This is a genomic window from Microcoleus sp. Pol12B5, assembly GCF_036701335.1.
In the GTDB taxonomy this organism is placed as follows: Bacteria; Cyanobacteriota; Cyanobacteriia; order Cyanobacteriales; family Microcoleaceae; genus Microcoleus.
Window position 1 is genome coordinate 15,802 of sequence record NZ_JAUBQQ010000010.1, and the last position, 14,055, is coordinate 29,856.

Genomic DNA, 14,055 nt, shown 5'->3' on the forward strand with positions numbered 1-14,055 from the left:
AATAATCAACATGGCAGTGAAATCGTAAATTCTGTACCTCGACCTAAAGTTGAGTTGACTTCTAGCATACCAGAGTGTTTCTCAACTACAATCTGCCGTGCGATCGCCAAACCCAACCCTGTACCTTTCCCTACACCTTTGGTTGTAAATAAGTGGTCAAAAATATGACCTTTTATCTCATCGGATATCCCTGGGCCGTTGTCATAAATGCGAATCGTCACCCACTCAGAAGACTTCCTTTCTGTCCGAATCGTGATGCAATTAGCTGGGGTTTTAATCTTCTCTAAACCTGCTTCGCGATTTGATTCTTCCACTGCATCAATCGCATTCGCCAATATATTCATAAACACCTGATTTAATTGTCCGGGGAAACAATCAACTGATGGCAAGTTGCCGTACTCTTTCACAACTTCAATCGCTGGACGCTGTTCGTTCGCTTTCAATCTGTGTTTGAGAATCAAAATTGTACTGTTAATTCCGTCATGAATATTGAAAGGAACTTTGTAGTCTTTGTCTGCTCTGGAGAAGGTGCGAAGACTGGTGCTGATACCTTGGATGCGATCGCACCCGATTTGCATCGAATTCAACATTTTGGGTAAATCTTCTACGAGATATTCAATATCAAGTTCTTCTGCTATTTGCTCGATTTCATCCCCAGGATGGGGAAATTTTTCTTGGTAGACTTGCAGGTATTTGGTCAGATCTTTGACAGCGGCGATCGCTTCATGGATATTCCCAGAAATAAAACCGACTGGATTATTAATTTCATGGGCTACCCCGGCTACTAAATTGCCCAAAGCCGACATTTTTTCGCTCTGCACTAATTGCAGTTGAGATTGTTCAACCTGGTGGGCATAGTCCTGCGCTTGCTGATACAGTCGCGCATTTTCTAAGGAAATGGCAGCCTGAGTGCAGAGGAAGTTGAGGACGAGGAGCCGATCGCGAGTAAACACTCCTTTTGTCGAGCTATGTTCGAGATAGAGTATCGCAACTAAGTTCCCGCGATCGAGAATCGGAGTACATAGTATACTCTGAGAGTGATACTGGAGCGTACAGTCATTCATTAAACCCGGAATATCGGTCTTGCCACCTTCAATAACGACAGTTTGCAGGGTATTTTTGACATAATAAATCAGCTTAAGTGGAATCCCCACAGAGCTATCTAGAGGTTGGGTTTGCAGTAAGGTCTTGGGTAACTCGTTATCTGGATTGATGTGAGTTATTGCCCGGATTTGCCATTCATCCTGATAGGGGAGTAGCAAAGCACAAGTTTCTGCCCCTGAAGTTTTTAAAATAATTTGGTTGAGGCTACCGAACAATTCATCAAGCTGAATTTTACTGGATAAAGCTTGAGCAGCTTGCACAATAGAGGCGAAATCAAGGGCATCGGAAATACTTGTGCTGCTATTACTGGAAGTCTGCGAAGAGTGGCTAATCGTTGCCAGCGTCTCTAGAGGATTAAAGCGAAGTTGGGGCTGATTCAGGATGGGATGAAGTAACTGCGGATAGCGTTGTTCTAAGTCTTGAACCTTGGCTAGTGCACCCCAACGGGCATAACAGTAATATGCCTCCTGCATATAGCTGGCAGCCACTTTTTCTTTACCCCATTCCCAGTAGAATTTGGCCGCGAGTTCGTTGGCTAATCCTTCCTCTTGGATATAACCGTTTTCCTTGGCTCCTTGAATTGCTAAATCATAAAATTCTAGAGCTTCTGTTTTGCAATTGAGGAGTTGATACTTTTGGGCTTCAACTAAATGATATTTGTGCAAGTAATTCATGGGGCCATAATCTGCCCAATCTTTTAGCTTGGCTTGATTTTCTAGCATTCGCTGCCATCGCGGCTCTGACTCAGACATCGATTCACCAGGAGTCGCCAGCACGTTCAGAGAATCATAGAAATAGAAGATCGGTTCAACAATACTTCCCATCCCTCCAGCCAAGTAATGTCGCGTTTGAGCGGCATCGTGTTCTGCTTTCGGAAAGTCTTCCAACCAGTAATCCAAGGTGAATCGATACAAGTAGAAGAAGGATAGTCGGTAAAAATCGACTTTGGCCTCATCCAAGACTTTTTCTTCGTATAAATCCTGACGTAGGGGAATCTCTTCCTCTGACTCACCCAAGAGAATTTGAGCCGCCTGCCAGTACGCCAACACACAGTTTGCTGCCGTCAATTGGTTGAGGTCGCACAACTGTTGGTAATAAGCCTGAATTTGCGGTTCGAGTTCAGCCAGCGGTTGACCGTACCAATAAGCATTGAAACAGTACAACTGAGCGTCGTAGCCCATAAATTCTAGATTGCCTGTTTCTAATCCAGCTTGATAGCCATCGAGAAGAATAGGCAGCGTTTCTTGCAGATGGATCGTCCAACAACCCACATATGCCCCCATTAACATGGCGGTTGCAGCTCGAATGTTTTTGGCATCGGGTTCTAAGGCGAGTTGATATCCTAATTGCCCAAACTGAGGCACCATTGTCATGTCGCCCCACAGCATCCTCAGTTGGAAGGCGTAACCCACGTAGCAAAAAGCTGAAACCGGACTATTGCCGAATTGGATGGACAACTTAACCTGCAGCGCCACCACCAGGAAATAAAGCTTGGTGCCGGACATATAACAGACGGGTGTTAGGCGAGCCGCATTTTGCATAATGGCTAATTGCTGAGGGTCACTCATTTTCGGCAGATCAAAGAATGATTCAATAGAGCGACCTTCAATTAAGACATCAATTTCTTCCTTCAACTGCCGAATATCGTCTAGGGTTGGTTCATTTGGTAGGTTTACGCCTAACATTTGGAAGACGGATTGACCGATCGTGATCGCCTCGACAAATTTATTGTGGGCGACCAATGCCTGAATTTTAACTTGGTAAACTTGCACCTGTTCTAAAGGTGTTTTCGCATGATGAATCACCGCTTCAATCCACTGGTGCATCTGCTCAAAATCGCCCGCCAAGAAAGCCACCTCGGCAGCTAAGTCGTGCAGGGATAGGGTCATTTCGTAATGCCGTTCCCAAGCGTCTGTTCCCAGCAGTTGCAGGCCCACTGTGGCATATTCGCGGGCGGCTTGATAGGCAGTGGCGGCTCTGGCTTTGTGGCAAGCAGTGAGGTTGAGTTGGGCGAGTTCCTGCCTTTCCTGTTGTTCTACAACCAGTATGGTTCCGTAGTTCAACTGATTGACTAATTCAAAAATGCGTTCTTCTCTGGCTTCCGCTGAAATTTGTTGCAGGAGTAGTTGCCCGATTTGATAATGGGCGATCGCGCGTTCTTCTTCGGGAATCAAAGAATAAGCCGCTTGTTGGACGCGATCGTGCAAAAAACGATAGGCAACGGTTTGAGTAGTCGTTTCAGAAATCGCCTGTTGAGGGCCTACATAAAATTTATAAACTTCACTTTGGGGAATAATCAGCTCTTCCTGTAAAGCTTTCCACAATGCGGTTGCGGTTTCCGTCTCCGAACTCTCTGAAACAATTGCCAATGTTGCCAGATCGAACTGGTTACCAATGCAAGCGGCTAATTTTAAAACTGACTGAGTTGTTGCTGGCATTTTTTGCAACTGCTGCGCCATAAATAGCACCACATCATCAGTGAGCGCTGCCTCTCTCACTTTGCTAATATCGCACTGCCAATGTCCCGATTCTATTTCAAAATTAATCAATTCATCCTGATGCAATGCTTTGAGAAACTGCGTCGCAAAAAATGGGTTACCTTGAGTTTTTTGATATACTATTTCTGTCAGCGTTTGTGCCAAATCAGGATAACAAACTAGCGTATCTGCTACCAATTGATTTAAACTAATTTGATCCAGCGGTGCTAATGTAATAGTGTTGAGTGTGGTTCCTGCCTTCCTCACTTCATCTAGGGTCAACATCAGGGGATGGCCTGGTGATACTTCATTATCCCGATAGGCTCCCAGCAGCAACAGATAACCCAATTGCGACTCATTGACGAGCAATTGCATTAACTTCAGCGATGCCGAATCCGCCCATTGTAAGTCATCCAAAAATATCACCAATGGATGCTCTTTTGTGGTGAAGACAGCAATGAATTTGTGGAAGAGCAAATTAAAGAGATTTTGAGCAGCCATCCCCGATAATTCAGGGGTTGGGGGTTGTGATCCAATAATCAGTTCTAGTTCGGGAATGACTTCAATAATGACTTGTCCGCTGTCACCGAGCGCTTCGAGAATTTGACTTTTCCATTCTTGGATTTTGGCATCACTTTCACTCAGTAATTGTGCCATAAAATCGCGGAAGGCTTGGACAAATGCCGAGAAGGGAATGTTGCGGTTAAACTGGTCGAATTTGCCTTTGATGAAATAGCCGCGTTGCCGGACAATCGGTTTATGTACCTCGTTGACTACAGCCGTTTTCCCAATGCCGGAGAACCCAGCGACTAGCATTAATTCTGATGTGCCATTTGCGACGCGATCAAAGGCATTCAACAGGGTTTGTACTTCGGTTTCTCGACCATAGAGTTTTTCGGGAATCAGGAAGCGATCGCATACATCCCGCGTTCCTAACTCAAAAGTTTCAATCTTTCCAGTTTCTTGGCACTGCTGCAAACACCGTTCTAAGTCATGCTTCAATCCCAATGCACTTTGATAGCGTTTTTCGGCATTTTTTGCCATCAGCTTCATGACAATATCCGAAACCACCTGCGGGATTTGTTTGCTGTTTATTGAAGGAGGTTGTTTGGCAATATGGCAGTGAACCAACTCCATGGGTTCGTCACATTCAAATGGCAGTTTTCCTGTCAGCAGTTCGTAAAAAGTGGCTCCCAGAGAATAAAAGTCGGTGCGGTAGTCGATGCCTCGGTTCATTCGTCCAGTTTGTTCGGGAGAAATATAGGCGAGGGTTCCTTCTAAAACGTTGGGATTTTGAATTTCTTGAGTTTCTCTCGGCAGTAGGGAGGCAATGCTAAAGTCAATCAGTTTGACTTGTTTCGTTTTCGGATGTATTAGGACGTTAGCTGGCTTAATATCTTTGTGGATGACTCGGTTTCGGTACAGTCCGTCAAGGATGTCAGTTATTTGAATGGCAATTTCCAATATTTCTGCCAGAGTCAGCGAGGTCTCTTGGGCGTAGTCTCGCAGAGAAATGCCCCCAAAATCCTCCATTACTAGGGCATAGCTGTGGCGATAGGAGTCTAAATTGTAGGGTTCAACGACTCCCGGCAGACGTAGGTTTTTGGCGATGGTGTACTGGTTGCGGAATTGCAGCAGTTCGCTGAAGCTGGGATAGTCTCGATTTAATAGTTTAATGACAACCGGAAGCTGATCTGTTTCTCGAATGGCTCGAAAAACTAGGGTTCTGGAACCACAGTATAATTGCTCAACCAGATGATATCCTGAAACTCGCTTCGTCAAATCCACTGCTGCACTCATCTGGATCACCCCATCTCAGACATTGACTATTGTAACTAATTATACACTTTTATTGGTCTAGTCTGAGGAAAATAAAACTGCGAAATCCCCAAGCGACAGACTCTACCGCTTTTATTCTTTTTCACTTTTGAAGAGAAAGATGGCGCTCTATCAAGATAATAGTCTTATCCTTTCATCGGCAATAAAATTGTAAACTCCGTCCCTCCTCTCAATACAGAATTTACCTCGATTGTACCGCCGTGTTTCTCAACCACAATCTGCCGTGCGATCGCCAAACCCAATCCCGTGCCTTTCCCTACTTCCTTGGTAGTAAATAACTCATCAAAAATTTTCTCTTGCACAGCTTCACTCATGCCCGCACCGTTATCTTTAATCCAAATTCTCGCTTGTTTGTTGTCCCGAAAAATATCGGTTTTAATAGTAATTTCATTAGCGATTTCTGCATAAGGTCGTCTTTGATTTGATTCCTCCAAAGCGTCGATCGCATTACCTAACAAATTCATAAATACTTGATTCAACTGTCCGGCATAACACTCCACGGGTGGCAAATTCCCATATTCCCTAATCACTTTGATTTCTGGACGAGTATCGTTAGCCTTGAGGCGATGTTTCAGAATCATAATGGTGCTATCGATGCCATCGTGGATATTGCAAGCTACGGGATAGTTAGTATCGGCACGGGAGAATGTCCGTAGACTGGTACTAATATCCCGAATCCGCTTCACCCCTTCCCGCATCGAACCTATTAATTTCGGTAAATCTTCCCGGATGTATTCCAGATCGATGTTCTCGATTTCTTCTTGAATCTCTGGATCGAGTTGCGGATATTTTTGTTCATACAAATCGAGCAATCCAAACAAATCTTTGATATAATCTAAGGCGGGTTGAATATTACCAACCAAAAAACCAACTGGATTATTAATTTCGTGGGCAACCCCAGCCACTAAGTTTCCCAATGCTGACATCTTTTCGCTTTGAACTATTTTTATCTGTGCCTGTTTTAGATCGGTAAATGCTTGTTGAGATTCTTGATACAAACGGGCATTTTCTAAAGAAATAGCAGCTTGAGAAGCCAGAAAATTTAGCACTTCAATGCGATCGCTCGTAAATGCCCCAACCGTCAGGTTATTTTCCAGGTATAAAACTCCTATCAACTGCCCTTGATTAAGAATGGGCATACAAAGAACACTGATCGGCTGGTGCTGTTCAATATAGCGATCGCTCGCAACCTGGAAACTTACCCTAGCATCAACTATTACCACAGGTTTCAAACTACGCTTGACAGTGTTAACCAAACTAATTGCTACATCCTGACTAGATTCTAGAGGTATTGATGGTAATAGCTTAGGTTCCTGTCCCTCTGCTACAAGAGCCGCTACCTGTAAATACTGTTTTTGTTTGAGCAATAAGACGCACTTAGTGGCGCCAGCATTCGCGATCGCTATTTTTAGGAGAGTAGTCAGAAGTTTATCTAGTTCAATCTCCCCAGAAATGGCTTGAGAGGCTTGGATCAGAGTAGGCAAATCTAGAAAATTCGAGTGGCTGCTAGAAGAGTTGGTATTATAAGTAATTGTTCCGCGGGCGATCGTTTCCTTTAATGAACTAAAGGATTGAGGTTGTTGAAGGATAATACCTAGTAGGCGAGGATAACGTTTTTCCAAATCCTCAATTTTGGCTTTAGCTCCCCATCGGGCATAACAATAATACGCTTCAATCATGTAGGCTTGAGCTACTTTTTCTTTGCCCCATTCTAAGTAGAATTTGGCTGCTAGTTCGTTGGCGAGAGCTTCTTCGTTGATGAATAGATTTTCTTGAGCGAGTTGGATAGCACGATCGTACATGTCCAGTGCATCTGCTTTATTGCCCAAAACCCGCTGCCGTTCTGCTTCAACCAAATACCATTTATGCACATGATTCATGGGAGCATTTTGCGCCCATTGGTGCAGAGTCGTTTGATGGATTTCCACAGAGGCGAGAATGTCAGCTTGCTCAATTTCAGGATGTGTGGGGAAGAGCGCCAGATGCGTCAGGGCTGCATAGAAATGGAAAATGGGAACATGAACCAATCCTGATAATGCCATCACACACTCTTTGGCTGAGCTAATGTAGTTTAGAGCAGCCGGATAATTACCAAAGGAATAGGCAAGCAGTAGTTTGTAGACGTAGATAAGGGCGATCGCACTGAATTCATGATCCTGATAGTGCTTAGGAATCATCACCGTTTCATCATAGGCAGTTCCGATTAAGCAATCCGGCTGATGCACGACTTCCCTCAAGTTATGCAACATCTGCTGCTCCATACGCAAATAAGTCTGAGCAGAATATTGCTTCACTTGAGCCAAGGTAGCATTGTAGCCTGCAAGTTCCGGTTCCCAAGTATCCAGTTCTACCCCACCGTAAAAGTTGATGTAGCTGTAAGTAGCTATGTTGTAGCCAGCGTTAAGAAAATCGCCAGCTTCCATGCCAGCTATAAAGCCCTCTTTCAGGGTTGGTATCCCTGCCCTCATAGAATTTTGATGATGCTGAATAAATGCCCCAAACATATTATGAGTAATGCACTTAAATTCTCGTGCATTGACCCGATCGAGCAATGAGAGTGCCAATTTACCAAAGCTATAACCCGTTTTTGCCTCTCCCAAAAAGGCACTTAATACAAGCCCGTGAATCGCATAGCCTACTGTTGATGCGGGTGCATTCCCAAAGGAGAGCGATAAACTTACCATGGTGGAGCTAAGTAGGGGCACTAAGCCGGGAATTCCCTGGAGAATGGGTGCAAATAACATGGCCAATATTGGCATAGCTGCCTGAGTCTGAGGATCACTCATCACAGGCAGATCCACCAGTTCCTCAATCGTTCTACCTTGGAGTTGGCTAGCAACGGCTTGTAGCGCTTGGCTAATCAAGGCTTCGTCAGGTGCAGTGGGTAGTTCAATCCCCAATTGCCAGAGTGCATCTCTTGCTACTGCAATGGCTTCTAGTGACTTGCTTTGTGCTGTCTGGGCAGCGATTTGAATTTCGTAAATTTTGATTTTGTCTAAGATTGTCTGGGCTGCTTGCAACACTTGTACTGCTATCTCTTCCATGCCGTCAAAGTCAGCATTCAAATAGGCAGCTTCAGCAGCAGCAACATAGAGGTTCAGGGTTAATTCATACTGCCTTTGCCAGCAGTTGGCTGTTAGTAGATCAATGCCTGTTTGCAGATAAACTCTAGCTGCTGTGTAGGCGGTAGAATTTCTGGCTTTACAACCGGCTTCTAAGTTCAGTTTAGCTAAGGCTTCTCGTTCGCTCGGTTGGGTAATTAACTCAATTCCCCGATTCAAATGCCCGATAATATCAAACAGTTTGTCTTCTTGCTCTATTTTTGAAAAATTTTGCTGAAGTAATTGTCCGATTTTGAGGTGAGTTGCTTTTTTCTGTGAATCGGGAATGAGTGAATATGCGGCTTGCTGGACGCGATCGTGTAAGAATCGATAAGTGGGATTAGCTGAAGCCTTGAAAACTTCATCGCTATCCGATTCCGTAAAGAACTTATAGATTTTGGTCGTGGGAATCACCAAACCTTCTTGCAATGCTTTCCATAAAGCCGTCGCCGTCATTCCAGCCGATTTCTCACTGACAATTACTAACGTATTCAAATCAAACTGCGAGCCAATACAAGCAGCTAATGTGAGAACATCCTGAGTTTCTAGCGGCAACTTCTGCAATTGCCAAGCCATGAATTTAACGACATCATCAGTGATAGCTAAGGTTTTGACTTGGGCAATATCACACTGCCAATGCCGAATCTCCCAATTAAAGCTAATTAGCTGATCGTCATGTAATGCCTTGAGAAACTGAGTGGCAAAGAAAGGATTTCCCTGAGTTTTTTGATAGACTAATTTTGTCAAAGGTTGGGCAAGTGATGATTCGCAATTCAGCGTATCCGCCACCAACAAATTCATATCAGTTTCGCTTAAGGGTTGCAAAGTAATCGTATTAACTGTTGCCCCAGTTTTAACTATCTCATCCACTGTTAAGATAAATGGATGCGCTGGCGAAACTTCATTATCTCGATAGGCCCCCAATACTAATAAATATCCTGTATCCCTCATCAACAATTGTAGCAAATTCAGGGAGGCTGAATCCGCCCATTGCAAGTCATCCAAAAACATCACTAAAGGATGTTCTTTGCTCGTGAAAACTTGCACGAATTTCTGCATGAGCAGATTAAAGCGATTTTGGGCGGCACTTCCTGACAATTCTGTTGCAGGAAGTTGAGCGCCAATTATACGTTCTAACTCAGGAATCACGTCAATCAAGACTTGTCCGTTGTCTCTTACTGCTGCTAAAATCTTGGTTTTCCATGTTTGCAGTTCGGTATCCGATTCTGATAGCAATTGACTCATTAAGTCGCGGAAAGCTTGCACAAAGGCACTGAAGGGAATGTTGCGTTGAAATTGATCGTATTTGCCTTTAATAAAATAACCGCGCTGACGGACAATCGGTTTATGAACTTCATTGACAACGGCGGTTTTCCCAATTCCCGAAAAACCTGCTACTAGCATCATTTCGGTGCTACCTGTGCTGACTCGCTCAAAGGCAGCTAATAGTTGCTCAACTTCTTTTTCTCTACCGTAGAGCTTTTCGGGGATAGTAAAGCGATCGCTAATATCTCGATTTCCGAGTTCAAAATATTCTATCTGGCCTGTTTTTTGTAACTGACCTAAACAAATCTCTAAATCGTGCTTGAGTCCTAATGCACTCTGATAGCGTTTTTCGGCATTTTTGGCCATCAGCTTACTGACAAGTTGCGATAAAATTACGGGTATCTCTGGATTTATTTCATGGATCGGTTTCGACCGTGTGGCGAGATGAAAATGCACCAATTTCATCGGATCATCGGAGATAAATGGCAACCTTCCTGTCAACAATTCATAAAAAGTCACACCCAGGGAATAAAAGTCACTCCGATAGTCAATGCCTCGGTTCATCCGCCCTGTTTGTTCGGGAGAGAGATAGGCTAATGTTCCTTCTAAGATATTGGGATTCTGTATTTCTTGCGTTTCTCGTGGTAGGAGGGAGGCAATACTAAAGTCAATTAGTTGGATTTGTTTGCTGTCTGGATTAATGAGAATATTAGCGGGTTTAATATCTTTATGAATGACTCGCTTTTGGTATAGATAGTGGATAATGTCTGTTAGTTGTATGGCGAGTTGGAGAAATTCTGCTAAAGGTAAAACTTGAGATGGTTCGGTTTCATTTGTTGCGGTTTTGAGATAAGTAGATAGGGATACTCCGCCAAAGTCCTCCATTACTAGGACATAGCTATTCTGGTATACTTCCAGCGTCAGGGGTTTGACGAGGTGAGGGAAGTCGAGATTTTTGGCAATGGTATATTGGTTGCGAAACTGGACGAGCTCGTTGAAGGTGGGGTATTTGTTTCGCAGCAGTTTGACGACGACTGGGTATTGGTCACGGGTACGGATGCCTCGATAGACTAAGGTACGTGTACCTACATAAAGTTTCTCTGTAATTTCATAACCTGACAAATTTGCGATCGCATCCATAACTTATTAACCCTTTATTATAAAACAGTTAAATTAAAACCTTCTATTCCATTGTATTTTATTATTTGACAAAGATAGCGATCGCAAACTCTGCACCCTTGCTAGGTACAGAATTAACTGTAATTTTTTCCCTATGTTTATCAACTATTATTTGACAATCAAGCAATTTGGTGACAAGCCCCCGGACTCATCCGTGAGTTCAATCTCAAATTTCAAATCTCAAATCACATGAGGTGCGATCGCTAATTCTCAACCAGTTCTTTTCCCTATTCTGCACTATTGGCTCTATAGTATGTATAGTATAGTTTCGTAAGTTGTGATGGTATCATAAAACAATTATTTGTAATTTTTAACCGCAAATATACGCAGATTAACCAGTATATAAACTTGATACTGTCTGCGTATATTTGCCTGCATCTGCGGTTGTATTATGTTTTATTCCCCGTAGTGGCCGCCGACAACCTTACCCCGAAACACAACATAATTGTAGATGTTGTAAAAAATCATAATCGGGAGCAGAACGCCCATGAACACAATCATAAATACCAGGGCGCTGGGCGAAGCTGCGGCTTGGTAAATCGTGATTTGTGAGGGAATAATGTAGGGAAAAACAATCAATCCCAAGCCGATGAAAGTAAGCAAAAAAATCAGAATCGTCCAGACAAACGGCGTGCGTTCTTCTTTGTTTGCGAGACTTTTCAGCAGCAGCCCCACCAACAGCACTCCCAACAAAGGAATCGTGGCAAAGACATAAACTAGCGGTTTCTCGAACAACCTGGCTCTAGCACTGTCATAAAAAATCGGAGTGGCGATCGTAATTAGAACCGCTCCGATTAAAGTTGTCACCGCCGCAATTTTAGCCGTGCGATAGTGATTTGTTTGCAGTTCGCCCTCCGTTTTCATAATTAGATAGGTTGAACCGATCAAAACATAGCCTTGAATCAGCGTCAAAGCAACCAAGATCGATCGCCAATCCAGCCAATCCCAAGTAGAACCTACAAAGTGACCGGCTTCATCAACCGCAATGCCCTCAAGCACCGCACCCAAGGCAAATCCTTGAGCTAAAGCTGCTAAAAAGCTGCCCGCACCAAAGGCATAATTCCAGAGTAACTTGCGCTTAGAATGCTCGCGAAATTCAAAGGCGACAGCCCGAAATATCAAACCAAAAAGCATCATGCAAATCGGTATGTACAGCGCTGTCAAAATCGTACCGTAAGCGAGTGGAAATGCGCCAAATAAAGCGCCACCCATTAAAACCAGCCACGTTTCGTTCGCGTCCCAAACGTTGCCCAAACTCGTCATTAAAATGCCCCTGCGTTCCTCGTCGGAAGCAGTCAGAGACAGAATGCCTACTCCTAAGTCAAAACCATCTAGCATGACGTAAAGCAATAGGAACAAAGCCAAAACTACAAACCAAACTTGTGGGAGAAAATGCTCCAAAGCTTGCATAAAATATCCTATTGTTGTGCTTCTACGGGACGTTGATCTGGAATGTGTTCTCCGGGTTGACTTTCGATTGCAGGTTCATTGTCTAAACCGGGCACAGGCAGACTTAAATTAGGCCCTTGGCGGATAATTCTGCTGCCAAAATACAAGGCACAAACAAACAAAAAGCTGTAAACAGCGGCAAAGAAACTGAGAGAAGTTAAAACATTGGTGGCGGGGATGTTTGACACCGCGTCAGCAGTGCGAATTTGCCCGTATAAAGCCCACGGTTGTCTGCCGACACAGCGGACAATCCAACCAGATTCTACAGCAATATATCCCAGGGGAGCAGCTAATACCCAAGCGCGCATTAGCCAAGGTTGACTGCTAATATTTTCAGCCGAAAGTTTGCCTCGCATCCACTGAATTATACTGAACAGCATCAGTCCTAAAAAAAAGAATCCAATGCCGGACATGATGCGGAAACAATAGTAGATTAAACCCACCATTCGCGGTCTATCTTCTGGTTTCCATTCCTTTAAACCTAGTACGGGTTCGGAGAGTTTTTGTCTGAATTCCAGAACGTATCCTAAGCCATTGGGTACGCTAATTTCCCAGTCATTCTTTTGGGCCTTTTCATTAGGCAAAGCTAGCAAAGTCCAATCGGCTGACTCTCCCGCTGGTGAAGTTTCCCACTTAGCTTCGATTGCTGCTAATTTAGTGGGTTGATAGTGATAAACTTGTTCAGCGCTCAAATGTCCGATGTATATCTGCAAAGGTGCAACGGCGATTGCTGTCGCTATGGCAATTTTTAAAGACTTGGAAAAAAACGCTTGGTTGCGCTTATTAATAATATACCAAGCGCTAATGCCGCCAATGACAAACAGCGAAGTTTCTAACGTCGCAAAAAACATATGGAGAATGCTGTTTAATGCGAACGGGTTCATAATTGCTTGAAAGTAATCGCTGACAATAAACTTGCCATTGACCATTTCTCCGCCTGCAGGAGTTTGCAGCCAAGAGTTAGCGACTAAAATCCAGACTGTGGATAGGTTAGCGCCGAAGGCTACCATGATTGTAGCGAAATAATGGACGATCGGGTGAACGCGCTCCCAACCAAACAGCATAATGCCTAAAAAGCCAGCTTCTAGCATAAATGCCATTGAAGCTTCAAAGCCTAAAATGCTGCCAAAAAAGTCACCAACCGCTTCCGAAAATGGTGCCCAGTTTGTGCCAAACTGAAATTCCATCGGAATTCCTGAAGCTACTCCAATACCGAAGTTGAGGACGTAGAGTTTAGACCAAAAACGAGCGTGATGGTAGTAGTCGGGATTGCGAGTTTTCAGCCACATTCCTTCAACAATTACCAGATAAATTCCCATTCCCGTAGTCAGAACTGGCCACAGCATATGGAATATGGCGGTTAGCGCAAATTGCATCCGTGATAGCGCCACGGTGTTAGATAAGATATCCATCTTTATGTCCTTTAGTCAGTTCAAGAGAGGTTAGCTTGCACGAGTTCTAGAATTGACACTGGTTATAATGTAATGTAAAAATTTGTGACATTTTGTAGAGTGGGCAACTTTTAAGGTTTTATATAGATTTCGGTTGTTTTTTTTTGTATGTTAAAATAGGTAGATTATGATTTGCCGTCGGGTGGGGGCGGGTTTATGAGATTGTGGGTTTGAGGCATTTATTGTTGG

General features: G+C 43.8%; 4 protein-coding genes. All 4 read right to left on the reverse strand.

Translation table 11 applies throughout. The annotated features are described in order from the left end of the window. Window positions 1–5: 5 nt before the first annotated feature. Window positions 6–5,381 (reverse strand): AAA family ATPase, encoded by a 5,376-nt coding sequence (locus QUA24_RS07815; RefSeq protein WP_333228606.1) that lies wholly within the window; start codon window positions 5,379–5,381, stop codon window positions 6–8. A gap of 164 nt (window positions 5,382–5,545) precedes the next feature. Then, complete coding sequence (locus QUA24_RS07820) at window positions 5,546–10,927, reverse strand: AAA family ATPase (RefSeq protein WP_333228608.1); 5,382 nt, start codon at window positions 10,925–10,927, stop codon at window positions 5,546–5,548. Between the two features lie 435 nt (window positions 10,928–11,362). Further along, window positions 11,363–12,376, reverse strand: a complete 1,014-nt coding sequence (cydB, locus tag QUA24_RS07825) for a cytochrome d ubiquinol oxidase subunit II (RefSeq protein WP_333228610.1) — start codon at window positions 12,374–12,376, stop codon at window positions 11,363–11,365. 8 nt (window positions 12,377–12,384) lie between these two features. Then, window positions 12,385–13,827 carry a cytochrome ubiquinol oxidase subunit I gene (locus QUA24_RS07830; protein ID WP_333228612.1) on the reverse strand — a complete coding sequence of 481 codons (1,443 nt, stop codon included), beginning with the start codon at window positions 13,825–13,827 and terminating at the stop codon, window positions 12,385–12,387. Window positions 13,828–14,055: the final 228 nt, after the last annotated feature.